Annotated in this window: 21 protein-coding genes; 8 read left to right on the top strand and 13 right to left on the bottom strand. The window is 70.1% G+C overall.

What is annotated here, in order from left to right:
* On the top strand, window positions 1–930 hold a 930-nt coding region (locus tag ACFTZL_RS15460; RefSeq protein ID WP_382581909.1), incomplete at its 5' end, for a glycerate kinase.
* Window positions 931–1,034: 104 nt separating this feature from the next.
* On the opposite strand, the gene pssA is transcribed toward ACFTZL_RS15460, so the two are convergent.
* The 9 genes from pssA to ACFTZL_RS15415 all read right to left on the bottom strand — a co-directional run bounded on the left by pssA (window position 1,035) and on the right by ACFTZL_RS15415 (window position 11,875).
* Complete coding sequence (gene pssA, locus ACFTZL_RS15455) at window positions 1,035–1,814, bottom strand: CDP-diacylglycerol--serine O-phosphatidyltransferase (RefSeq protein WP_382581906.1); 780 nt, start codon at window positions 1,812–1,814, stop codon at window positions 1,035–1,037.
* A 58-nt stretch (window positions 1,815–1,872) separates the two neighbouring features.
* On the bottom strand, window positions 1,873–2,529 hold the full coding sequence (locus tag ACFTZL_RS15450) for a phosphatidylserine decarboxylase (RefSeq protein WP_382581920.1): 657 nt from the start codon (window positions 2,527–2,529) through the stop codon (window positions 1,873–1,875).
* 170 nt (window positions 2,530–2,699) lie between these two features.
* Window positions 2,700–3,905 carry an acyl-CoA dehydrogenase family protein gene (locus tag ACFTZL_RS15445; RefSeq protein ID WP_382581903.1) on the bottom strand — a complete coding sequence of 402 codons (1,206 nt, stop codon included), beginning with the start codon at window positions 3,903–3,905 and terminating at the stop codon, window positions 2,700–2,702.
* Window positions 3,906–3,907: 2 nt separating this feature from the next.
* Window positions 3,908–4,420 carry a MaoC family dehydratase gene (locus tag ACFTZL_RS15440; RefSeq protein ID WP_382581918.1) on the bottom strand — a complete coding sequence of 171 codons (513 nt, stop codon included), beginning with the start codon at window positions 4,418–4,420 and terminating at the stop codon, window positions 3,908–3,910.
* Between the two features lie 5 nt (window positions 4,421–4,425).
* Window positions 4,426–5,388, bottom strand: coding sequence for an HpcH/HpaI aldolase/citrate lyase family protein (locus tag ACFTZL_RS15435; RefSeq protein WP_382486804.1), 963 nt, complete (start codon window positions 5,386–5,388; stop codon window positions 4,426–4,428).
* Window positions 5,385–7,412, bottom strand: coding sequence for a protein meaA (locus tag ACFTZL_RS15430; protein ID WP_382581900.1), 2,028 nt, complete (start codon window positions 7,410–7,412; stop codon window positions 5,385–5,387). The genes ACFTZL_RS15435 and ACFTZL_RS15430 overlap by 4 nt, the downstream gene beginning before the upstream one ends.
* An 8-nt stretch (window positions 7,413–7,420) precedes the next feature.
* Window positions 7,421–8,758, bottom strand: coding sequence for a crotonyl-CoA carboxylase/reductase (gene ccrA, locus ACFTZL_RS15425; protein WP_382581915.1), 1,338 nt, complete (start codon window positions 8,756–8,758; stop codon window positions 7,421–7,423).
* Between the two features lie 386 nt (window positions 8,759–9,144).
* Window positions 9,145–9,954 (bottom strand): TetR family transcriptional regulator, encoded by an 810-nt coding sequence (locus ACFTZL_RS15420; RefSeq protein ID WP_382581897.1) that lies wholly within the window; start codon window positions 9,952–9,954, stop codon window positions 9,145–9,147.
* A gap of 115 nt (window positions 9,955–10,069) precedes the next feature.
* Window positions 10,070–11,875: a 3-hydroxyacyl-CoA dehydrogenase family protein gene (locus tag ACFTZL_RS15415; RefSeq protein WP_382581894.1), complete on the bottom strand. Its 1,806-nt coding sequence runs from the start codon at window positions 11,873–11,875 to the stop codon at window positions 10,070–10,072.
* Window positions 11,876–12,206: 331 nt separating this feature from the next.
* Here ACFTZL_RS15415 and ACFTZL_RS15410 point away from each other — a divergent pair, with 331 nt between their 5' ends.
* On the top strand, window positions 12,207–12,782 hold the full coding sequence (locus ACFTZL_RS15410) for an adenylosuccinate lyase (RefSeq protein ID WP_382581891.1): 576 nt from the start codon (window positions 12,207–12,209) through the stop codon (window positions 12,780–12,782).
* A gap of 2 nt (window positions 12,783–12,784) precedes the next feature.
* Here ACFTZL_RS15410 and ACFTZL_RS15405 read toward each other — a convergent pair whose 3' ends face one another.
* From ACFTZL_RS15405 to ACFTZL_RS15390, 4 genes are all read right to left on the bottom strand, one after another.
* Window positions 12,785–13,288 carry a GNAT family N-acetyltransferase gene (locus ACFTZL_RS15405; RefSeq protein ID WP_382581912.1) on the bottom strand — a complete coding sequence of 168 codons (504 nt, stop codon included), beginning with the start codon at window positions 13,286–13,288 and terminating at the stop codon, window positions 12,785–12,787.
* A gap of 20 nt (window positions 13,289–13,308) precedes the next feature.
* A complete protein-coding gene (locus tag ACFTZL_RS15400) occupies window positions 13,309–13,707 on the bottom strand; it encodes a RidA family protein (RefSeq protein WP_382581888.1) in 399 nt (132 codons plus the stop codon).
* A 56-nt stretch (window positions 13,708–13,763) separates the two neighbouring features.
* Window positions 13,764–15,341: an alpha/beta hydrolase gene (locus ACFTZL_RS15395; RefSeq protein WP_382581886.1), complete on the bottom strand. Its 1,578-nt coding sequence runs from the start codon at window positions 15,339–15,341 to the stop codon at window positions 13,764–13,766.
* Between the two features lie 136 nt (window positions 15,342–15,477).
* Window positions 15,478–16,515: an Rv2578c family radical SAM protein gene (locus tag ACFTZL_RS15390; protein WP_382581883.1), complete on the bottom strand. Its 1,038-nt coding sequence runs from the start codon at window positions 16,513–16,515 to the stop codon at window positions 15,478–15,480.
* Window positions 16,516–16,685: 170 nt separating this feature from the next.
* Here ACFTZL_RS15390 and ACFTZL_RS15385 point away from each other — a divergent pair, with 170 nt between their 5' ends.
* From ACFTZL_RS15385 to ACFTZL_RS15360, 6 genes are all read left to right on the top strand, one after another.
* Window positions 16,686–17,129 (top strand): SRPBCC family protein, encoded by a 444-nt coding sequence (locus ACFTZL_RS15385; RefSeq protein WP_215117577.1) that lies wholly within the window; start codon window positions 16,686–16,688, stop codon window positions 17,127–17,129.
* A 163-nt stretch (window positions 17,130–17,292) separates the two neighbouring features.
* Window positions 17,293–19,683 carry an MFS transporter gene (locus tag ACFTZL_RS15380; protein WP_382581880.1) on the top strand — a complete coding sequence of 797 codons (2,391 nt, stop codon included), beginning with the start codon at window positions 17,293–17,295 and terminating at the stop codon, window positions 19,681–19,683.
* Between the two features lie 144 nt (window positions 19,684–19,827).
* Window positions 19,828–22,278, top strand: coding sequence for a SpoIIE family protein phosphatase (locus ACFTZL_RS15375; RefSeq protein ID WP_382581877.1), 2,451 nt, complete (start codon window positions 19,828–19,830; stop codon window positions 22,276–22,278).
* A 128-nt stretch (window positions 22,279–22,406) separates the two neighbouring features.
* On the top strand, window positions 22,407–23,132 hold the full coding sequence (locus tag ACFTZL_RS15370; RefSeq protein WP_382581875.1) for a class I SAM-dependent methyltransferase: 726 nt from the start codon (window positions 22,407–22,409) through the stop codon (window positions 23,130–23,132).
* 45 nt (window positions 23,133–23,177) lie between these two features.
* Window positions 23,178–23,567 carry a response regulator transcription factor gene (locus ACFTZL_RS15365; RefSeq protein ID WP_382581872.1) on the top strand — a complete coding sequence of 130 codons (390 nt, stop codon included), beginning with the start codon at window positions 23,178–23,180 and terminating at the stop codon, window positions 23,565–23,567.
* Window positions 23,568–23,643: 76 nt separating this feature from the next.
* Window positions 23,644–23,955, top strand: coding sequence for a hypothetical protein (locus ACFTZL_RS15360; protein WP_382581869.1), 312 nt, complete (start codon window positions 23,644–23,646; stop codon window positions 23,953–23,955).
* The last annotated feature ends 54 nt before the right edge of the window (window positions 23,956–24,009 follow it).

Genomic DNA, 24,009 nt, shown 5'->3' with positions numbered 1-24,009 from the left:
GCCCATCGAGGCGGGCGCCCGGTGGGGTGCTCCCTGGGGCACGAGCTGGTTCCGTGCGTGGAGATGGCCGAGGCGAGCGGACTCCAGCGGCTGCCCGCCGGCGTCTTCGCCCCGCTCACGGCGTCCACGTACGGCTCCGGCGAGTTGCTGCGGGCCGCCCTGGACGCGGGGGCCCGCACGATCGTCTTCGGGGTCGGCGGCAGCGCCACCACGGACGGCGGCGCCGGGATGCTGTCCGCGCTGGGCGCCCGGTTCCTGGACGCGGACGGCGAGCCGGTACCGCCGGGCGGCGGCGGCCTCGCCGAGCTGGCCACAGCCGATCTGTCGGGCCTCGACCCGCGCCTCACCGAGGTCGAACTGGTCCTCGCCAGCGACGTCGACAACCCGCTGACCGGCCCGAAGGGCGCGCCCGCGGTCTACGGCCCGCAGAAGGGCGCCTCGCCGGACGACGTGGCGGCCCTGGACACCGCCCTCGCGCACTTCGCGAAGGTGCTGGAGGGGCCGGCCGGGCGGAAGGCCGCCGAGTACGCCGCCTCGCCCGGCGCGGGCGCGGCTGGTGGCATCGGCTACGGCGCCCTGCTGCTGGGCGCTCGGTTCCGCCCCGGCATCGAGGTGATGCTCGACGTGCTGGGCTTCGCACCCGCGCTGGACCGTGCCGATCTGGTGATCACCGGCGAGGGCTCCCTCGACGAACAGACCCTGCACGGCAAGGCCCCGGCGGGCGTCGCCGCGGCGGCCCGCGCCGCCGGCAAGGACGTCGTGGCGGTCTGCGGCCGCCTCGCCCTGCCCCCGGAGGTCCTGGGCCGGTCCGGCTTCCGCCGGGCCTACCCCCTGACGGACGCGGAGCCGGACGTGGCGAAGTGCATCGCCGAGGCGGGCCCGATCCTGGAGCGGGTGGCAGAACGCATCGCCAGGGACTTCCTGACCTGAGAGAGCACATTCTGTCCGACCGATTCGGGCAGTGTGCGGGCATAAGCGAAGGGCCCCGGACCGAAACCCGGTCCGGGGCCCAAGCAATGTCAAACGCTACGGCGCTACGGAAGCTGTGCCGCCCGCGCCTCCCGCCGGTTGCCGCGGAAGTTGTTCACCCGCCGAGCCGTCGCGAACAGCGGAATCACCGCACCCATGACGAGCTGAAGCGCGCACCCCGTCTGCAGCAGGAGCTGTCCGCTCGGCGCGTCGAACGCCCACGCCGCCAGCAGCCCCATGCTCAGCACGATCCACGACAGCATCGCCACGGCGAGCCGCCCCCGCGGCTTCGGGTACTCGACCCGGCTGACCATCAGCCACGCCGTCCCCAGGATCGCCAGCAGCGTCGCCACGAAGGGCAGCTCCAGCAGCACGATCGACACGACCGTCAGCGCCCCGAACGGCGATGGCATGCCCTGGAACGTCCCGTCCTTCACGGTGACGCACGAGAAGCGGGCAAGCCGCAGCACCACCGCCAACAGCACAACGATCGCGCCCACCGCCGCGACCCGCTCATGTGCGTCCCTCGCGACCATGCCGTACACGAGCACGAAGTACGCGGGTGCCAGACCGAAGCTGATCAGATCGGAGAGGTTGTCCAGCTCCGCGCCCATCGGCGACGACCGCAGCTTGCGGGCGACGAGGCCGTCGAACAGGTCGAAGACAGCCGCGCACAGCATCAGGATCACGGCCGTGGCCGCGCTGTTGCGGGCCATGCCGAATTCGTCACCCGAGAGGTGCGGGATGAGGATGCCGGTGGTCGTGAAATACACCGCCATGAACCCGCACGTGGCGTTGCCGAGTGTCAGAGTGTCCGCTATCGAGAGGCGAAGAGAGAGAGGCATCTCCTCTTCTTCGTCCACCTCGTCGGCCTCCGGGACCCAGCCGGCCTTGGTATCAGGATCAATCACGGTCAATGCGAGTCACCCCAGCCACGGTCTTCTGACCGACCTCGACGTCTACCTCCACGCCCTCGGGCAGGTAGACGTCCACGCGCGAACCGAAACGGATCAGGCCGATCCGCTCGCCCTGCTCGACCTTGGTGCCCTGGGGCACGTAGGGAACGATGCGACGGGCGACCGCGCCGGCGATCTGGATCATCTCGATGTCGCCGAGCTCGGTGTCGAAGTGCCACACGACCCGCTCGTTGTTCTCGCTCTCCTTGTTGAAAGCGGGAACAAAGCCACCGGGGATGTGCTCGACCGACGTCACCGTGCCGGCCAGCGGCGCGCGGTTGACGTGCACGTCGAGCGGGCTCATGAAGATCGCGACGCGGGTGCGGCCGTCCTTCCACGGCATGATGCTCTGCACCACACCGTCGGCGGGCGAGATGACCCGGCCCTGGGTGATCTCGCGCTCGGGGTCGCGGAAGAACCACAGCATTCCCGCCGCGAGCGCGGTGGCGGGAACGGCGACGGCCTTGGCGGCGCCGGAGCGCCGGGCACGGGCCAGGCTGAGGGCTGCGGTGGCGACGGTCGGAAGGAGCCACGGCGATGCTCCGCGCGCGAGGCGTACGCCGGCCCGGCTGTCGCGTGGTGCAGAGGTTTGGCTGTGGGGCATGGATGACCTTCGTAGCGGATGAGGCCGCACTCTGACGGGGGACGGCGGCTTTCCGGCGATCGTAGCGGCTCGGGGCCGTAACTGGGTAAGCCAGGCAGCCGAGTCGGCGGCTGAAGAGTGCTGACGGGGTGTGATCTTCTTCTCCAAGAAAACACCCCGTATCCGGACATCTAGCCCTGGAATCGATACTCTTCGAGCAGTCGCCGACCGATGATCATTTTCTGGATCTCGGCGGTACCTTCACCGATGAGCAGCATCGGAGCCTCACGGTAGAGGCGTTCGATCTCGTACTCCTTGGAGAAGCCGTAGCCGCCGTGGATCCGGAAGGCGTCCTCGACGACCTCTTTGCAGTACTCGGAGGCGAGGTACTTCGCCATCCCAGCCTCGAGGTCGTTTCGCTCACCGGAGTCCTTTTTGCGAGCTGCATTCACCATCATCGCATGCGCGGCCTCGACCTTGGTAGCCATCTCCGCGAGCTTGAACTGGATCGCCTGGTGCTGGGCGATCGGCTTCCCGAAGGTGTGACGCTGCTGCGCGTACCGGACGCCCAGTTCGAACGCACGCTGAGCGACGCCGCAGCCACGTGCCGCCACGTTGACGCGCCCGACCTCGACCCCGTCCATCATCTGGTAAAAACCACGGCCGGTGACCCCGCCGAGCACGCGATCCGCAGGAATCCGCAGGCCATCCATGATGAGTTCGGTGGTGTCGACACCCTTGTAACCCATCTTGTCGATCTTCCCGGGGATGGTGAGGCCGGGGCGGACCTCGCCGAAGCCGGGCTCCTTCTCGACGAGGAAGGTCGTCATCGACTTGTGGGGCGCGGTGCCCTCGGGGTGACCTTCGTCACTTCGGACCAGAACGGCCACCAGAGACGACGTTCCGCCGTTCGTCAGCCACATCTTCTGGCCGTTCAGGACGTACTCCTCGCCGTCCCGCACCGCCTTCGACGTGATCGCCGAGACGTCCGAGCCGAGGGCCGGCTCCGACATCGAGAACGCGCCACGGATGTCGCCCGCCGCCATCCTCGGCAGGAAATGGTCCTTCTGTTCCTGCGTCCCGTGCTGCTTGAGCATGTACGCCACGATGAAGTGGGTGTTGATGATGCCGGACACCGACATCCACCCGCGGGCGATCTCCTCCACGCACAGCGCGTACGTCAGGAGAGACTCGCCCAGACCGCCGTACTCCTCGGGGATCATCAGGCCGAACAGGCCCAACTCCTTCAGCCCGTCGACGATCTGCTGCGGGTACTCGTCGCGGTGCTCCAGCTCCGTCGCGACCGGGATGATCTCCTTGTCCACGAAGTCCCGGACGGTGGACAGGATCTCCTGCTGGATGTCCGTCAGACCGGCGGTCTGGGCGAGTCGCGCCATGGCTACTTCTCCTGCTCCTTGAGCTCGGGGCGGCCGGGCTGCTCGCCGCCGCGCTCCTTGATGTACGTCTCGGTCGGCACCATGACCTTGCGGCGGAACACGCAGACCAGCGTGCCGTCCTGCTTGTAGCCCTTGGTCTCGACGTAGACGATGCCGCGGTCGTTCTTCGACTTGGACGGCCACTTGTCGAGCACGGTCGTCTGGCCGTAGACCGTGTCACCGTGGAAGGTCGGCGCCACGTGCTTGAGCGACTCGATCTCCAGGTTGGCGATGGCCTTGCCGGAGACGTCCGGGACCGACATGCCGAGCAGGAGGGAGTAGATGTAGTTCCCGACCACCACGTTCTTGCCGAAGTCCGTCGTCTTCTCGGCGTAGTTGACGTCCATGTGGAGCGGGTGGTGGTTCATGGTGAGGAGACAGAAGAGGTGGTCGTCGTACTCCGTGACCGTCTTTCCCGGCCAGTGCTTGTACGTCGCCCCGACCTCGAACTCCTCGTAGGTGCGTCCGAACTGCATCGTCGTCACGCCTCCGGGATCTCGAACTTGCTGGTGCGCTGCATGCCGGCGGCGCGTCCCTTGCCGGAGACGACCAGGGCCATCTTGCGGCTGGCCTCGTCGATCATCTCGTCGCCGAGCATCGCGGAGCCCTTCTTGCCGCCCGCCTCGGACGTGTAGTAGTCGTACGCGTCCAGGATCAGCTCGGCGTGGTCGTAGTCCTCCTGGGACGGCGAGAAGATCTCGTTGGACGCCTCGACCTGGCCCGGGTGCAGCACCCACTTGCCGTCGAAGCCGAGGGCGGCGGCGCGCTGGGCGACCTCGCGGTAGCCGTCGATGTTGCGGATCTGCAGGTAGGGGCCGTCGATCGCCTGGAGGTTGTTGGCGCGGGCGGCCATCAGGATCTTCATCAGGATGTAGTGGTAGGCGTCCGCCGGGTAACCGGGCGGCTGCTCGCCCACGACCAGCGACTTCATGTTGATGGAGGCCATGAAGTCGGCCGGGCCGAAGATGATCGTCTCGACGCGCGGGGAGGCCGTCGCGATCTCGTTGACGTTGTTCAGGCCCTGCGCGTTCTCGATCTGCGCCTCGATGCCGATCTTGCCGACCTCGAAGCCCATCGTCTTCTCGATCTGCGTCAGCAGCAGGTCGAGGGCGACGACCTGCTGGGCCGTCTGCACCTTCGGCAGCATGATGCAGTCGAGGTTCTGGCCGGCGCCCTCGACGACGGTGACGACGTCCCGGTACGTCCACTCGGTCGTCCAGTCGTTGACCCGCACGACGCGCGTCTTGCCCGTCCAGTCGCCCTCGTTGAGGAACTTGACGATGGTGTGCCGCGCCTCGGGCTTGGCGAGCGGGGCGCACGCGTCCTCCAGGTCGAGGAAGACCTGGTCCGCCGGGAGGCCCTGGGCCTTCTCCAGGAAGCGGGGGTTCGAGCCCGGTACCGCCAGGCAGGAACGCCGGGGGCGAAGGCGGTTGACGGTCGTCATGCGGGGACCTCCAGGGGGTCGAGCTTGTTCGCTTTCCGGATCTCGTCGACGATGCGGCCGATGATTCCGGTGATGTCGAAGTCCTTCGGGGTGAAGACGGCGGCCACTCCGGCGGCCCTGAGCTGCTCGGCGTCCCCGTTGGGGATGATGCCACCGGCGATCACCGGAATATCTGTGGCACCGGCCACACGGAGCCGTTCGAGCACGTCCGGGACCAGTTGGGCGTGCGAGCCGGACAGGATGGACAGGCCCACCGCGTGCACGTCCTCATCGACGGCCGCGTCCACGATCTGCTCGGGCGTCAGCCGGATGCCCTGGTAGACCACCTCGAAGCCGGCGTCACGCGCCCGCACGGCGATCTGCTCCGCGCCGTTGGAGTGCCCGTCCAGCCCCGGCTTGCCGACCAGGAAGCGCAGCTTGCCGACTCCCAGGTCCTTGGCCGTCAGATCCACCTTGCGGCGGACCAGGGCCAGCGTGCTGCCCTCCTCGACCGGGACGGCCACGGGCGCCGACGAGACGCCCGTCGGGGCGCGGAACTCGCCGAACACCTCGCGCAGGGCCCCGGCCCACTCGCCGGTGGTCGCCCCGGCGCGGGCGCACTCCAGGGTGGCCTCCATGAGGTTCTCGGTGCCGCGGGCGGCCTCCTTCAGCCGCTCCAGCACCTTGCAGGGGCGCGGGTGGTTGAAGGGCGGCTGGTAGCGGTGGTCGCGCCACTGCTGGAGCGAGGCGATGACGCGGGCCTCGACCGCCGGGTCGACCGTCTGGATCGCGGTGTCCAGGTCGGCGGTCAGCGGGTTCGGTTCGGTGCCCTCGAAGGCGTTGACACCGATGATCTTCTCCTGGCCGGACTCGATCCGGCCCCGGCGTTCCGCGTGCGAGGAGACAAGCTGGGACTTGAGATAGCCGGACTCGACGGCCGCCATCGCGCCGCCCATCTCCTGGATGCGGTCGATCTCCGCGAGGGCGGACTCGACCAGTTCCTCCACCTTCGCCTCGATCACCTTCGAGCCGTCGAAGATGTCCTCGTACTCCAGCAGATCGCTCTCGTACGCCAGCACCTGCTGGATGCGCAGCGACCACTGCTGGTCCCAGGGGCGGGGCAGGCCCAGCGCCTCGTTCCAGGCGGGGAGCTGCACGGCACGCGCGCGTGCGTCCTTGGAGAGGGTCACGGCCAGCATCTCGAGCACGATCCGCTGGACGTTGTTCTCCGGCTGAGCCTCCGTCAGGCCCAGGGAGTTGACCTGGACGCCGTAGCGGAAGCGGCGGTGCTTGGGGTTCTCGATGCCGTACCGCTCGCGGGTGACCTTGTCCCAGATGCGGCCGAAGGCGCGCATCTTGCACATCTCCTCGACGAAGCGGACGCCCGCGTTCACGAAGAAGGAGATGCGGCCGACGACGTCGCCCATGCGCTCCTGCGGCACCTGGCCGGAGTCGCGCACGGCGTCGAGCACGGCGATCGCGGTGGACATCGCGTACGCGATCTCCTGCACCGGCGTGGCGCCCGCCTCCTGCAGGTGGTAGCTGCAGATGTTGATCGGGTTCCACTTCGGGATGTGGGAGACCGTGTACGCGATCATGTCCGTCGTCAGACGGAGCGACGGCCCCGGCGGGAACACATGGGTGCCCCGGGACAGGTACTCCTTGACGATGTCGTTCTGGGTCGTGCCCTGGAGCTGGGTGATGTCCGCACCCTGCTCCTCGGCGACGACCTGGTAGAGCGCCAGCAGCCACATGGCCGTGGCGTTGATGGTCATCGAGGTGTTCATCTGCTCCAGGGGGATGTCCTGGAACAGCCGGCGCATGTCACCGAGGTGCGCGATCGGCACACCGACCCGGCCGACCTCGCCGCGGGCGAGGACGTGGTCGGAGTCGTAGCCGGTCTGCGTCGGCAGGTCGAACGCCACCGACAGACCCGTCTGCCCCTTGGCGAGATTGCGCCGGTACAGCTCGTTGGACGCCTCGGCCGTGGAGTGACCGGCGTACGTGCGCATGAGCCACGGCCGGTCCTTCTGACGCTCACTCATGGACGACCTCAGATGTTCCGGAAGCGGTTGATGGCGTCGATGTGCTTGGCGCGCTTCTCGTGGTCGCGCACGCCGAGGCCCTCCTCGGGGGCCAGCGTGAGCACGCCGACCTTGCCCTGGTGGAGGTTGCGGTGCACGTCGTACGCGGCCTGGCCGGTGTCCTCGAGGGAGTACACCTTCGACAGCGTCGGGTGGATCTTGCCCTTCGCGATGAGCCGGTTGGCCTCCCAGGCCTCGCGGTAGTTGGCGAAGTGCGAGCCGATGATCCGCTTCAGGGACATCCACAGGTAGCGGTTGTCGTACTCGTGGTTGTAGCCCGAGGTGGAGGCGCAGGTGACGATGGTGCCGCCCTTGCGCGTGACGTAGACCGAGGCGCCGAAGGTCTCGCGGCCGGGGTGCTCGAAGACGATGTCGACGTCCTCGCCGCCGGTGAGCTCGCGGATGCGCTTGCCGAAGCGCTTCCACTCCTTGGGGTCCTGGGTGTTCTCGTCCTTCCAGAACTTGTAGCCCTCGGCGTTGCGGTCGATGATCGCCTCGGCGCCCATCGCCCGGCAGATGTCCGCCTTCTGCTCGCTGGAGACGACGCAGATCGGGTTGGCGCCGCCGGCCAGCGCGAACTGGGTGGCGTAGGAGCCGAGTCCGCCGCTCGCGCCCCAGATGAGCACGTTGTCGCCCTGCTTCATGCCGGCGCCGTTGCGGGAGACGAGCTGCCGGTAGGCGGTGGAGTTGACCAGGCCGGGGGCGGCGGCCTCCTCCCAGCTCAGGTGGTCGGGCTTGGGCATGAGCTGGTTCGACTTGACCAGCGCGACCTCGGCGAGGCCGCCGAAGTTGGTCTCGAAGCCCCAGATGCGCTGCTCGGGGTCGAGCATCGTGTCGTTGTGGCCGTCGCTGGACTCCAGCTCGACGGAGAGACAGTGCGCGACGACCTCGTCGCCGGGCCGCCAGGCGTTGACGCCCGGGCCGGTGCGCAGGACGACGCCCGCGAGGTCGGAGCCGATGACGTGGTACGGCAGGTCGTGGCGCTTGGTGAGCTCGCTGAGCCGGCCGTAGCGCTCCAGGAATCCGAACGTCGACAGCGGCTCGAAGATCGAGGTCCACACCGAGTTGTAGTTGACCGAGGAGGCCATGACGGCCACCAGGGCCTCGCCCGGGCCGAGCTCCGGGACCGGGACCTCGTCCAGGTGGATCGACTTGCGGGGGTCCTTGTCGCGGGTCTCGAGGCCCGCGAACATCTCCGTCTCGTCCTTGTGCACGGTGATCGCGCGGTACGACTCGGGCAGCGGGAGGGCGGCGAAGTCCTCCGACACGGAGTCGGGCGACTGGATCGCGGCCAGGATGTCCTTCATGGTCACGGTGTTGCCTCCGGCGGTGTGCGCCCTGAGGGAGGGGCGCTGAGGGTTACGGCGGTGCTGCTGAGGGTTGAGGGTGTGCCGTCGGTTCGGCGGTGGTGCTGTTCGGCAGCGCTTTGTGGCGCGGGAGGTTGCCTGTGACGCAGGCGTCCGGGCGAGCAGGCGGTGGGCTTGCTGGGACGTCGCCCGGACCTCTTCAACGTATGACACCGCGTGTCACCCCGCAAGGCACTGAGTGCCAGAACTTGCTCTCAGATGAAATCTTTACGTAACAAATGAGCGATGATCGATCGAATGGCCTCGGTGGGACATGTCAAAACGGCCCCTGACATGCCAAAACGGCCACCCCACGGGGTGGCCGTCATCACAGTGGTGCGAGCTGCTCAGCGCTCCTTGAGTGCCTGCTCGATCGTCCTCATGACCTCGTCCAGCGGGGCGTCGGTACGGGCGACGGTCACCAGCACCTCGCCCTGGGTGGAGGCCGTCGCCGCGGCCGGCTGCGGGTCCGTGGAGCGCCCGGCCCCGATGCCCGTGCCGAAGGTCTTGCGCACGATCGCGAAGGCGTGGTCGAGCTGCGTCTCCACGTCCCCCTGCCCGCCGGCCCGCAGCCAGCGCCGCAGGACGTGGTTGTGGGCGGTGACCACGGCGGACGCGGCGACCTCCGCCAGCAGCGGGTCGTCGTTGGCGTCGTCGGCGTGCGCGCGCTCGTCGAAGTGGCCGAGGAGATAGCGGGTGAACAGACGCTCGTAGCGGGCCACCGAAGCGATCTCCGCCTCTCGCAGCGTGGGCACCTCGCGCGTCAGCTTGTAACGGGCGACCGAGATCTCCGGCCGGGCCGCGTACATCTTCATGACTTCCTTGATGCCGCGGCACACCGTGTCGAGCGGATGCTCGTGCGCGGGCGCGGCGTTGAGCACCGCCTCGGCACGGATCAGGGTGTCGTCGTGATCGGGGAAGATCGCCTCTTCCTTGGAGCGGAAGTGGCGGAAGAACGTGCGGCGCGCGACTCCGGCCGCGGCCGCGATCTCGTCGACGGTGGTCGCCTCGTACCCCTTGGTCGCGAACAGCTCCATCGCGGCGGCCGCCAGTTCCCGGCGCATCTTGAGCCGCTGGGCGGCGGCGCGAGAGCCTGCGGGACGTTCCGGCGCGTCGGTCGTAGCTGGTGTACGTGAGGACTTGGCGGGCTGGGGCATGCCCTGAACGTACTGCATGTGCGCAGCTCGCTGCGCGTGGCCTGGTTCGTGGAACCGGTCCGGGCCGAGCAGGCCACCCCACTCGTCGCCGGACCGGAACCAGTCGCCGGGACCCTCAGCGCTTGGCATATTCGCGGAAGCCACGGCCGGTCTTGCGGCCGAGGCAGCCCGCGGCCACCAAGTGCTCCAGCAGCGGCGCCGGGGCGAGCCCCGGGTCGCGGAACTCGCGGTGCAGGACCTTCTCGATGGCGAGTGAGACATCGAGTCCGACGACGTCCAGCAGCTCGAAGGGGCCCATCGGGTACCCGCCGCCCAGCCTCATCGCCGCGTCGATGTCGTCGAGGGAGGCGTAGTGCTCCTGGACCATCTTGATCGCGTTGTTCAGGTACGGGAACAGCAGCGCGTTCACGATGAAGCCCGCCCGGTCCCCGCAGTCGACCGCGTGCTTCCTGATCCGGCCGCAGACCTCACGGACCGTCGCGTGGACGTCGTCGGCCGTCAGCACCGTACGGACGACCTCGACCAGCTTCATGGCCGGCGCCGGGTTGAAGAAGTGCATGCCGATCACGTCCTGCGGGCGCGAGGTGGCACGGGCGCAGGCGACGACCGGCAGGGACGAGGTGGTGGTGGCCAGGATCGCGCCCGGCTTGCAGACCTTGTCCAGCGCGGCGAACAACTGCCGCTTGACCTCCAGGTCCTCGGCGACCGCCTCCACGGCCAGGTCGACGTCGGCGAAGTCGTCGTACGTGCCCGTCGGAGTGATGCGCTCCAGGGTCTGCGCGGCGGCCTCGGCGGTCAGCCGGCCCTTGTCGACCGAGCGGGCCAGGGACTTGCCGATCCGGGCCTTCGCGGCCTGCGCCTTCTCCTCGCTGCGGGCGGCGATGACCACCTCGTACCCGCCCTTGGCGAAGACCTCGGCGATACCGGAGGCCATCGTGCCCGAGCCCGCGACACCGACCGAGTGGACCTCCCGGCCCGCGGTCAGGCCGCCGCCCTCCAGCGGGGTCAGCGCGTCCCGCACGACGACCGAGCTGCCCGGTGCCTCGTAGGTGTAGAAACCACGCCCCGCCTTACGGCCGGTCAGGCCCGCCTCGCTCAACTGCGCGAGGATCGGGGCCGGTGCGTGCAGGCGGTCGCGGGACTCGGCGTACATCGCCTCCAGGACCGTGCGCGCGGTGTCGACGCCGATCAGGTCGAGCAGGGCCAGCGGGCCCATGGGCAGCCCGCAGCCCAGCCGCATCGCGGCGTCGATGTCCTCGCGGGAGGCGTACTTCGCCTCGTACATCGCGGCGGCCTGGTTGAGGTAGCCGAACAGCAGGCCGTCGGCGACGAACCCCGGGCGGTCGCCGACCGCGACGGGCTCCTTGCCCAGGTCCAGGGCGAGGTCGGTGACCGCCGTGACGGCCGCCGGCGCGGTCAGCACCGAGGAGACGACCTCGACCAGCTTCATCGCCGGGGCCGGGTTGAAGAAGTGCAGGCCCAGCACCCGCTCCGGACGGGAGGAGTCGGCGGCCAGCCGGGTGACGGACAAGGCGTTGGTGCCGGTCGCCAGGATCGTCTCGGGGCGCACGATCCCGTCCAGCTCCCGGAAGATCTGCTGCTTGACCTCGTACGACTCCGGCGCCACCTCGATGACCAGGTCGGCGTCTGCGGCCGCCCTGAGGTCGGTGGAGGTGCGGACCCGGGCGAGGATGTCCGTACGGTCCTGCTCGGTGAGCCGCTCGCGCTCGACGCCACGGGCGGTGGAGGCCTCCAGGGCGGCGGCGCACTTCGCGGCCTGGGCCTCGCTGATGTCGATGCCGACGACCTCGCGGCCGGCCTTGGCGAGGACCTCGGCGATGCCGGTGCCCATCGTGCCGAGGCCGACGACGGCGATGGTCTGCAGCGGGGACTGGGACGGGTCGGAAAGGGGAGTGGCCATCGCGGGACTCCAGGAATGAGGGTGACGACGGGGAACACGCCCGGGTGCGCCGAGGGGCGCACCGGGTGCGTGAGAAGTGCGGGTGTTGCCGGGCTGCAAGCGCACACGCCCGGTGAAGGGAGGACCGGCCCTGTCCCGGGGCCGAGTCTCACCGCGGTACCTGAGGTACCGAACCGACTGCTCTCACGACGGCCGCGTCACCAGACCGCCGCGAGGAAATACGAGTGGGTAACTCGCTCGTCTGAGCTTAACTGGCGGGTAACGAGCACGCCAGCCCTCGTCTTTGTGATGTACGTCCCGCGCAGCTCGCGGCGCCCCTACCCTCTCAGTCATGGACGAAGAGTTGCGATCACTCACGCTGCGCTTACGGCAGGAGTCGGGGGCGGGGTCCGCGTTCGAGCGGCTTGTGGCGACCGATGACGTCGACGCCCTGGCGGGTGTGCTGACCGAACCCGGGCAGCAGCTGTGGGCGAGGGAACTGGCCGCGTTCCGGCTCGGGCTCGCGCGGGACCGGCGGGCCTTCGAGGCCCTGGTGCTGCTGCTGAACCACCGTGACCCGCCGCGCTGCGCCTCCGCCGCCTACGCCCTCGCCCGCCTCGGCGACCCGCGCACCGCCCGCGCGGCCGCCGCCCTCGCGACCAACGAACTGCGCGTCGCCTACGCCCTCCACCCCGTACGGCTCCTGGTCGAGCTGCGCGCCCCGGAGGCCGTGCCCGCGCTGATCACCACCCTGCGGCGGCGGCTGCGGCCGCACGATCCCTACCGTCGTGTGGCCCTCGCCTGTGTGGACGGACTCGGCACGCTCGGCGACGCCCGGGCCAGGCCCGTCCTGGACGAGGCCCTCGCTCATCCGGTGCTCGCCGAGGCGGCGGTGCGTGCGCTGGGGAGGATTCCGAAGCAGCGGTGAGGTCAGCGGGGGAGCGGTCTCGCGTAGCGCACTTCGGGGACGGTGGTGCCCTCCACCTCGAAGGGCTCCTCGGTGCCGTCCGCGTCGAAGCCGGCCCGTTCGTAGAAACGCCGGGCCCGGCCGTTCTCCTTGAGGACCCACAGGAGCAGACGGCCGTGTCCCGCGCGGGAACAGCGCTCGACCGACTCCGTGAGCAGCGCCCGCCCCACGCCGCGTCCCAGGTGCTCCGGGTGGACGTAGACGGCGTACAACTCGGCGTCCGGTGTACGGACTTCACCGTCCCGGTACGGGCCGTGGCAGGCCCAGCCGACGAGCTCGCCGGCGGTGTCCTCGGCGACCAGGTTCACCACGCTGCCGTCGGCCTGCGCGAAGTACGTACGGCGGCGCTCCGCGTCCTCGGCGGTGCTCAGGCCGTCCAGGTACGCCTGCGGGATCAGCCCGCGGTACGCGCTCTGCCAGCCGCGTACGCGGATCTCCGCGACACGGTCGCAGTCGGCGAGCGTCATCTCCCGGACCCGGAGCCCGTTCACTCCGCCACCACCGCGAACGCCTCGATCTCCATCAGGAACTCCGGCCGGACCAGGCCGGCGACCCGCACCGCCGAGGCGGCCGGCAGCCGGTCGTCGGGTATGTGCTCGGCGCGGGCGGCGCGGATGGCCGGCATATGGGCCATGTCCGTGACGAAGTAGGTGAGTTTGACGACGTCGTCGAAGGTCGCCCCGGCCGTGGCCAGGCAGCGCCCGAGGTTCTCGAAGACCTGACGGGCCTGCGCCGCCGGGTCGCCCTCGCCGACCAGCCCGCCCCGCTCGTCGAGCGGGAGTTGGCCGGCGACGGCCACGAAACGGCCGGTGCCCATGACGACGTGGCTGTACTGGGCAGCGGCAGCGACCCCGTCGGGGGCGGAGATCCTCGTCAGCTCGCTCATGGGGCCATAGTGGACCACGGGTCTGACAAAGCCCGCCCCGACGGACGGTCAGGGGCTTAGCTGCGGAAGCCGAGCAGGCGGTGCAGGGTCGAGCCGCGTGCGGACATCGACGCCGTCTTCGACGTCAGCGGCTCGGGGTCCGGCAGGGCGTCGCAGGTCGCGTCCCGTGTGCCGATACCACGCGGCACGGTGCCGTCGGACAGATACGTCGCCAGGTACTTGTCCAGGCAGGCGTTCCCGCTCAGCGTGATGCCGTGGTTGCCGCCGCCCTGCTCGACGACCAGGCTGGAGCGCGCCAGCAGGTCATGGACGGTGACGCCGCCCTCGTAGGGAGTGGCCGCGTCGTTCGTCGCCTGGAACAGCAGGGCCGGCGGCAACTGGCCGTTGGCGATGCTCACCGGGCGCGCTCCGTCGGTCGGCCAGAACGCGCACGGTGCATTGTACCAGGCGTTGTTCCAGGTCATGAACGGCGCCTTCTCGTACGCCGCCCAGTTGTCCTTGCGCCACTGGTGCCAGTCACGCGGCCAGAACGCGTCCCGGCACTGCACCGCGGTGTAGATGCTGTAGCTGTTGTCGTCGGCGGCGTCGATCGCGCCGAAGTTCTTGTACACCTCGACCAGCGGGGCGGTGGTCTTACGGTTCACATACGCCGCGAACGCCTCCGCCAGATAAGGCCAGTAGCCGTTGTAGTAGGAGCCCGGGACGAAGGTGTCCTCCAGCTCCGCGGCGCCCACCCTGCCGCCCGCCGGATCCTTGGCCAGTGCCGCCCGCATCGCGTACCACGCGGCTTCGATCTTCTCCGGGTCGGTGCCGAGCCGGTACCGCTCGTCGTGCTTGGCGACCCAGGCCATGAAGGCGCGGTGGCGGTCGTTGAAGGCGTGGTCCTGGTTGAGGTTGGCGGTGTACCAGACGTCGGTGGGGTCGACGATCGAGTCCAGGACCATGCGCCGCACGTGCTGCGGGTACAGCCGCCCGTAGACCGCGCCCAGATAGGTGCCGTACGAGTAGCCGAAGTAGTTGATCTGCCGCGCGCCCAGTGCCTGCCGGATCGCATCGATGTCGTGCGCGGCGCTGACCGTGTTGATGTGCGGCAGCAGGTGCCCGTACTTCTCGGTGCAGGCGACGGCGAAGGACTTGGCGCGGGCGAGGTTGGCCCGCTCGGCCTCGGGCGTGCCCGGCACGGAGTCCGGGCGCACCGGGCCGAAGTAGCCGGGCTCGCAGTCCAGCGCGGGCCTGCTCTCGCCCACTCCGCGCGGGTCGAAGCCGATGATGTCGTACTGGGCCGCGACCTCCTTGGGCAGCGAGGTCGCGACGAAGCCGGCGAGCGTCAGACCGTCGCCGCCGGGGCCGCCGGGGTTGACCAGCAGCGGGCCCTGGAACCTCTCGGCGGTGTGCGGGACGCGGGACAGCGCGAGGGTGATCTGCGGACCGCGCGGGTTCGCGTGGTCGAGCGGCACCTTGAGAGACGCGCACTGGAGCATCGGATAGTCGGTGGTGCCGCACTTCTTCCAGCCGGGTTTCGCGGCGCGAAACGTTTCCGCGGAGTGCGGTGCGCTCGCCTCGGCGGGCCCGGCCGTAAGGCTCCCGGCCAGCACGACGGCAGCGCCGCACAGCGCGGCTGCGCGTGTTCTCATGGAGTCCTTCCAGGACGGAGAGGCGTCGGACCGCGGAGTTCACGGTCATCGCCGATTCGTCCCGGCAAGCGGCCCTGGAAGAACGTGTTCTGTCAAGACTTGACCCGATTGGGTCGCGAGATGCCCTCGAACGCTCCTATATGAGCGACAGTTGGGTGGGCTCGGGCGTCGGCGGCTCGGCCGGTTCGGGCGGCCGGATCCGGCGCGGCAGGTCCGCGCGCGTGGGCCCGATGCCGTACTCCTCCGCCAGCTCGTGGACCTGACGGGTGATCCGGCGCTGATACCACTTCGGGGCGTAGGAGCCCTCCGCGTACAGCCGCTCGTACCGGGCCACCAGATAGGGATGCTCCCGGCCCAGCCAGGCCATGAACCACTCGCGGGCGCCGGGCCGCAGATGCAGCACCAGCGGGGTGACGGACGTGGCGCCGGAGGCCGCGATCGCCCGCACGGTGGCCCGCAGTTGGGCCGGCTGGTCGCCCAGGAACGGGATCACCGGAGCCATCAACACCCCGCAGCCGATGCCGTGCTCGCTCAGGGTCCGTACGACGTCCAGGCGCCGCTCCGGCGCGGGCGTGCCCGGCTCGACGGTGCGCCACAGCTCGGCGTCGGTGAAGCCGACCGAGACGGATATGCCGACGTCGGTCACCTCCGCGGCCTGCTTGATCAGGTCCAGGTCGCGCAGGATCAGCGTGCCCTTGGTCAGGATCGAGAAGGGGTTCGCGTGATCGCGCAGGGCCGAGATGATGCCCGGCATCAGGCGGTAGCGGCCCTCGGCGCGCTGGTAGCAGTCGACGTTCGTGCCCATCGCGATGTGCTCGCCTTGCCAGCGCCGCGAGCCGAGCTGCCGGCGCAGCAGCTCGGGCGCGTTGATCTTGACCACGATCTGGCTGTCGAAGCCGAGGCCCGTGTCGAGGTCGAGATAGCTGTGCGTCTTGCGCGCGAAGCAGTACACGCACGCGTGCGAGCAGCCGCGATAGGGGTTGACCGTCCACTGGAACGACATCCGCGAGACCGCCGGCACCCGGTTGATGATCGAACGGGCCCGGATCTCGTGGAAGGTGATGCCGGCGAACTCCGGCGTGTCGAAGGTGCGGGTGGTCACCGCGTCCGCACCGAACAGCGCGGAGTCGGCCCGGCTGTGTTCGGAGTCCGTTGTGAGGTTCTCCCAGCGCATGACGCCTCCTCGGTAGCACTGACCACAGAATAGAACACATGTTCCCTTGATCGTGCGAGGGTGTTTTGCGAACGTGTTCGACCGGGTTCGGGGACCCCGATTTGGGGGGCCGGGCAGCGGGGTGGTTGGCTTGCCCCGACCCCCGAGAAACCATGTCCTGGAGGAACCTGATGGCGCAGGTCGAGGCCACTACGGAGCGGATCGTCGCGGCGGACGCGGAGACGGTGTTCGACGCCCTCGCCGACTACAGCGGCACGCGCGAGAAGCTGCTGCCCGAGCACTTCAGCGAGTACGAGGTGCGCGAGGGCGGCGACGGCGAGGGCACCCTCGTCCACTGGAAGCTCCAGGCCACCAGCAAGCGCGTGCGCGACTGCCTCCTGGAGGTCGGCGAGCCCACCGACGGTGAGCTGGTCGAGAAGGACCGCAACTCCTCCATGGTCACCACCTGGCGGGTCACCCCGGCCGGTGAGGGCAAGTCCCGGGTCGTCGTGACCACCACCTGGACCGGCGCCGGCGGCATCGGCGGCTTCTTCGAGAAGACCTTCGCGCCCAAGGGTCTCGGCCGGATCTACGACGCGATGCTCGCCAAGCTCGCCGCCGAGGTCGAGAAGTAACCGCCCGCCTCCCCAAGGTCCAGCCTCGCGGGGGCCGTTGCGCCCCCTCACCGGTTCGGGTGATCTCCGGGCGGACCCGCCGCATGCCGTAACTCGTCGTGCTTGCTCATAGTTGTCGCTTTTACGCGGGAATTGTGCGGCAGCGCGACGAGGGGAGCGGTAGGTGGGCGGAATCACTCTGGCGCAGGACGAACCGGCGGTGGCGCCACCCGACACCCCCGCCCCACCACCTGCCCCGGCCGAAGAACTGAGCCCCCGCCGGGTCCGGTTGATCTTCTTCGCTCTCATGCCGGCCCTGCTCCTGGCCGCCCTGGAGCAGATGATCGTCGCCACCGCGCTCCCGAAGATCGTCGGCGAGCTGCACGGCCTGGACCGGATGTCCTGGACGATCACCGCCTACCTGCTCACCGCCACCGTCGGACTGCCGATCTACGGCAAGCTCGGCGATCTGCTGGGCCGCAAGGGCGTCTTCCAGTTCGCCATCGTCGTCTTCGTCGCCGGCTCCGCCCTCGCGGGCCGCGCGCAGACCATGGACCAGCTCATCGCCTTCCGCGCCCTCCAGGGCGTCGGCGCGGGCGGCCTCATGATCGGCGTCCAGGCGATCATCGCGGACATCGTGCCGCCCCGGCGGCGCGCCCGCTACATGGGCCTGATCGGCGCCGCGTTCGGCCTCGCCTCCGTGGCCGGACCGCTGCTCGGCGGCTACTTCACGGACCACCTCTCCTGGCGCTGGTGCTTCTACGTCAACGTGCCCTTCGGCCTGCTCACCCTCGCCGTCGTCGCCGTCGCGCTGAAGCTCCCGAAGCCGGCCGCCAGGGCCCGGCTGGACGTCCTCGGCGCGCTGCTGCTGACCGCCGCCTCCACCTGCCTGGTACTGCTCACCAGTTGGGGCGGCGCCGAGTACGCCTGGGACTCGCGCATGATCCTCGGCCTCGGCGCCGGAGCGGCCGCGGCGGCCGTGCTCTTCCTCGTCGTCGAGCGCTTCGCCGTCGAACCCCTCATCCCGCTGCGGTTGTTCAAGGACTCCGTCTTCAACGTCACCGGCCTCGTCGGCCTGGTGATCGGAGCCGGACTGTTCGGCGCCGCCAGCTATCTGCCGACCTGGCTGCAGATGGTCGACGGGGCCTCCGCCACCGAGTCGGGCCTGCTCATGCTGCCGATGACGGGCGGCATCGTCGGTGCCTCGATCATCGCCGGCCAGCTCATCAGCCACACCGGCCGCTACAAGGCCTACCCGATCCTCGGCGGTGCCCTCTCCGTCGCCGGCATGTGGCTGCTCTCCCGCCTCGACGCCGACACGCCCCGGCTGCACTACAGCATCTGGACGGCCGTCCTCGGCGCCGGCATCGGCATGGTGATGCCGGTCCTGATCCTCGCCGTGCAGAACTCGGTGCGCCCCGCCGACCTCTCCACGGCCACCAGCGCCAACAACTACTTCCGGCAGATCGGCGGCAGCGTCGGAGCGGCCGTCTTCGGCACCCTCTTCGCCGGCCGGCTCGCCGACGCGCTGGCCGAGAGCCTCCCCACGCGCGCGGGCGACCGGCTGCCCGAGTCCGAGTCCATCACCCCGCAGCTCGTGCACGCGCTGCCCCCGGCACTGCGCGACGGCTACATCCGGGCGTACGCCGACGCCATGCCGCGGATCTTCCTCTACCTGGTGCCGGTGCTCGTCCTCGGACTGGTCATCGCCTTCTTCCTCAAGGAGAAACCACTGGTGTCCCACTACGCCTCCGCCACCGACCCGGACACGGCGCCGGGGAACGCCGCGATCCCGCAGGCCCGCGCACCACACGCGGCCGGAATGCCCGTCTGCGGCTCGGTGCAGCACCACGACGGGACCGTGGTGCCCCGCGCGGCGCTCACGCTCATCGACGTCACCGGGCAGCAGACCGGGCGCGGCGCGAGCGGTGAGGACGGGCGCTACGCGCTCCCCACCCCGGGTCCCGGCGCCTACGTGCTGATTGCCGCCGCGGGCGGCCACCAGCCGCAGGCGGTCTCCGTGACGGTCGGCGAACGCCCCGTCGAACTGGACATCGTCCTCGGCGGCGCCGGAAACCTCGTCGGCAGCGTCGTCACCGCCGACGGCACCCCCGTGCGGGACGCCACCGTCACCCTCACCAACGCGCACGGGGCGGTCGTGGCCACCACCCGCAGCGGCCGGGAAGGCGGCTACGTCATCACCGAACTGGTCGCCGGGGAGTACACGCTCGCCGCCGGCGCGCCCGCCTTCCGCCCGGCCGCGCTGCTCGTCACCGTCCAGGCCGATCGCGAGACCCGCCGGGACATCGAACTCTCCGGCGGCGCCGTCCTGCGCGGCACCGTCCGGGCGGGCGGCGGCCGGCCCGTGGAGGACGCCCGTGTGACCCTGCTGGACGTGGCGGGCAACGTCGTCGACACCCTCACCACCGGCCCCGACGGGACGTTCCGGTTCGTCGACCTGTCCTCCGGCGAGTACACCGTCATCGCCGCCGGATACCCGCCCGTCGCCACCGTCCTCCAAGTCGCCGGAGGCGGCCGCACCGAGCGGGATCTGCAGCTGGGCCACGAGGACTGAGGCGCACCGGCGTGCGGGGTCGTACGCCGGTGCGAGGCCCGCGCGAGCAATTCCCGCATTGCCTCACATCGCGACCGGAGGGCGCCGTACGGTGGTGACGCCGGCACAGATCTCGCGGATCCGTGGGGAGAGAGGGCCTGGGCCATGGATCGTGGCACCGAGAGGGACGCATCCCCCAGCCCTGGAGCTGGACACGGCACGGTGACGGAACCCGCCGAGCCCGGCCGGGTCCCCCTGGCCGTCGTCGTGGTCGACCGCGAGGGCCTCGTGTCCCACTGGAGTCGGGGCGCACGGCGCCTGTTCGGCGTCCCCAAGGACGAGGCGATCGGCCGCACGGCCCTCGATCTGCTCCCCGTCTCGGGCGCCCTGCCCGAGGAGGAGGACACCACCCCGTACGCCGCCTACGACGGCCTCGGACCCGACCTCGAATCGTCCCTCGACGGCGGCCTCTCCTACCCGGCGGCGGGCCGTGCCCGGCTCAGCGCACCCGGCCGCGACCGGGTCGACGTCCTGTGGTGGGCCTACCCCCTGATCGGTCCCGGGCCGGAGCGGCTGCTCGTGCTGGCCGCCGACGCGGATGTGCTGCGCGCCGACGACATCGCCGACGGCGCGCCGGCGCGGATAGCGCCCGGCTTCGCGCTGCACACGGACTTCCCCGGCTCGGAGGATCTCGCCCGCCGGCTGCCCGAGATCCTGCCCAGCATGAGCGTCGGCGAGAGCGCCCGCATCGTCGGCCAGGTCCTCGAACTCGGTTATCCCATCCTGGAGTTCAGCCAGAACGACCGGGTGCCCGTCACCCCCGACTGGGGTGTGGCCCGGCGCGCCGAGCGCAAGGCGCGCAGGGAACGTGCCGCGCGGGCCCTGGCCGCCGGCGAGCCCGTCCCGGAAGAACTGCGCGACGAGGGCGAGGACCTCGAGTACGCGGCCGTCCGCGAGCATCTGGAGTTCCTCAACGAGGTCAGCGGCCGCATCGGCACCTCCCTCGACCTGTCCCGCACGATCATCGAGGTCAGCCGGGCCGTCGTGCCCCGGTTCACCGATGTCGCCGGGACGTATCTGCGCGAACAGGTCGTCGCCGGCGAGGGGTTCCCGGAAGGCGTGCCCGACACGACCACCATGTGGCACCGGGTCGCCCTGGAGCACACCGACGAGCCCGGCCGCTGGGACGACGTCGTCCCGGTCGGGGAGGCCATGCCGTTCCCCGCGCACACGCCGTTCTTCCAGTGCATGACCTCCGGCGAACCCGTCCTCGTGCCGCGCATCAGCGAGGAGATGGGCCACGCCATCGCGGCGCAGTTCGAGAAGCGCGACATCCGGCCGCTCATCACGGGCCGCTCCATGCTGGTCGTGCCCCTGAAGGCCCGCCATGTCGTGCTCGGCTTCATGATCCTGCTGCGGCACCCGGAGCGGCCCGTGTTCAACGACATGGACCGCGTCACCGGCGCCGAACTCGCCGCCCGCGCGGGCCTCGTGCTCGACAACGCGCGCATGTACACGTACCAGGAGAACGTCGCCGAGACGCTCCAGGACAGCATGCTGCCGCACATCCCGCCCCGCATGGCGGGCTGCGACATCGCCACCCGCTATCTGCCGGGCACGCTGCTCGGGCGGGTCGGCGGCGACTGGTTCGACGCGGTGAAGCTGCCCGGCGGACGTACCGCGTTCGTCGTCGGGGACGTCATGGGCCACGGCCTGAACTCGGCCGCGATGATGGGCCAGTTGCGGACGGCCGTGCAGACCATGGCCGGACTCGATCTGCCGCCCGCCCAGTTGCTGCGCAACCTCGACGACCTCGCCCAGCGCCTCGGCGACAGCTACCTCGCGACCTGTCTGTACGCGGTGTACGACCCGATCGCGAGCGAGCTGCACCTCGCCAACGCCGGGCACATCCCGCCCGTCCTGGTCCGGGCCGACGACGGGCGCAGCGAACTGCTGGACCTGCCCACGGGAGCGCCGATCGGCGTCGGGGGAGTGCCTTTCGAGGCGATACGCATGCGCGTGGAGCCCGGCGACCGGCTGGTGATGTGCACCGACGGGCTGGTCGAGGTGCGCGGCGAGGACATCGGCGTGGGCCTCGCGACCCTCTGCGAGTCGGCCGCCCACCCCGCCGCGTCCATGGACGACGCCTGCGACACCATCATCCGCGCCCTCAACATCCAAGGCGGACGCAAGGACGACGTGGCGCTGCTGATGGCCCGGCTGAACGGCATCGAGCCGGACGACGTCGCCGAGTGGCGGCTCGCCCTCGACCCGGCCGAGGCCGGCCGGGCCCGCGCGGTGGTCCGCGAGCGGCTGCACGACTGGGGCCTGGCGAAGCTGGTCGCGTCCGCCGAGCTGATGGTCAGCGAACTCGTCACCAACGCCGTACGGCACTCCCACGCACGCCCCGTGGAACTGCGCCTGGTCCGCGGCGACACCCTGCTGTGCGAGGTGGACGACGACGACCACGAGCTGCCGACGCTGCTGAGCAGCGGCTCTCTCGACGATGCCGGGCGCGGTCTGCGTGTCGTCAGCACGCTGTCGCGTGAGTGGGGCACCAGCCGCACCAAGACGGGCAAGACCGTGTGGTTCGAACTGACGCTGCCCAGGCGCTGATCCGTCCCGGGCGCCTCTCGAACGAGCCGTGAAAGAACACCCCGGACGCTTGTCGCGGCCCGCGCCGCGCGGTACACCGTACTCGCCCGCCGGATGGCGGGATCCGTTCGCACCCTGGGGAGTTGGGCATGAGCGTGACGAGTCGGTACCGGGAAGCCTGGGAGGGGTTCTGGCGTGCGGCGCCCGCCGAACCGGGGGCGGTGTTCTGGGACGCCGAGCCGGTCCTGACCGCCGGCCCGCACCTCGCCCTGTTCGAACCTCATGTGGCCGATCCCGCACTGCCGATGGTGGACCTCGGCTGCGGCAACGGCACCCAGACCCGCTACCTCGCCGACCGCTTCCCACGGGTCGTGGGCGCCGATCTGTCGGCCGCGGCCCTCGACCACGCCCGGCAGGCCGACCCGGCCGGGCAGGCCACGTACCGGCAGTTGGACGCCGCCGACAAGAGCGAGACCCAGACCCTGCACGCGGAGCTCGGCGACACCAACGTCTACATGCGGGGCGTCCTGCACCAGTGCGAACCGGACGACCGGCAGTCGCTGGTGGACGGGATCGCCACGCTGGTCGGCGACCGCGGCCGGGCCTTCCTGGTGGAGCTCTCCGGTGCCGCCAAGCCGGTGCTGCTGGGCCTGGCGAGCGACCCGGCCGGTCCGCCGCCCAAGCTCGCGCCGGTGTTCCGGCACGGCATCGCACCCGGCGAGGTCTCCGACGAGGCCGTGCCCGAGTATCTGCGCTCGGCCGGCCTCACCGTCCTGGCGAGCGGCGAGATGCCCCTCGCCACCACGGAGTACGCACCCGACGGCACCCGGGTGGAGCTGCCCTCGACGTGGGTGGTCGCCCGGCGCACGGTGTAACAGGTATCTGTTTCAAGCTTCCTTTGTGGCTGGTTTTCGCGCCTGATGTGCAACCCGTGTATCAATTCTTTCCGACTGACTACGATTCGCCGATCGCAGAGGCACAACGGGGCACTGTGCCACACATCAGAAGAGCGACAAGATCGGGGGAAATACATGGGATCGGATCAGTTCAATGAACTGACCAGTCGTGAACTGGAAGTTCTGTCCCTGCTGGTCACAGGTGACTCGAACCGGCGGCTCGCACAACGACTCGGAATTGCCGAGCGCACGGTGAAGGCCCATCTGACGAGTCTGATGCGCAAGCTCGGCGTCGAGTCCCGCGTGGAAGCGGCCCTTCTAGCACAGAGATCCCAGAAAGCGCTATCGGACCTTGGGGCAATACCCAAAGGTCCGATGGGCGAACGAGGCGCGGGTTGCAAAAGTGGCACATGACGGTCGGAGAGTCCGGCCGTGCACACCTGGTCCGCTGTTGGGGAACATCGGTCAGCGGATCTTGAGGGGGTAACGCATGAAGCGTCTTCTGGCGTCTCTGGCCATCGGAGCCGCGCTCGCCGGCGGCGTGACGGCCGCCACCGTGCTGCCCGCCCAGGCAGGCACCGTGTCCTGCAGCAACCAGGGCCACAACTCCGGTAACGGCGGCAACGCGTGGGCCAGCGGCTGTTCGCACAGCGGAGCCCACGACGTCCGCCTGTACGGCGAGTGCGACCTGTCGCCGTTCGCCGTGTACTCGCCCTACAAGGGCGGGAGTTTCTCGGGAGCCAGCTTCTCCACCCCCGGCTGCACGTGGGGCGTGGGCGAGTCGGGCTTCCAGCACCGCTGACCGGTGTGAAACGGCGGTGAAGCACGACTGACGGCTGCCGGGCTGAGGAAAGCC

The sequence above is a fragment of the Streptomyces sp. NPDC056948 genome (genome assembly GCF_042674225.1).
Classification (GTDB): domain Bacteria; phylum Actinomycetota; class Actinomycetes; order Streptomycetales; family Streptomycetaceae; genus Streptomyces; species Streptomyces purpurascens.
This window is presented reverse-complemented; position numbering and strand designations above follow the sequence as displayed.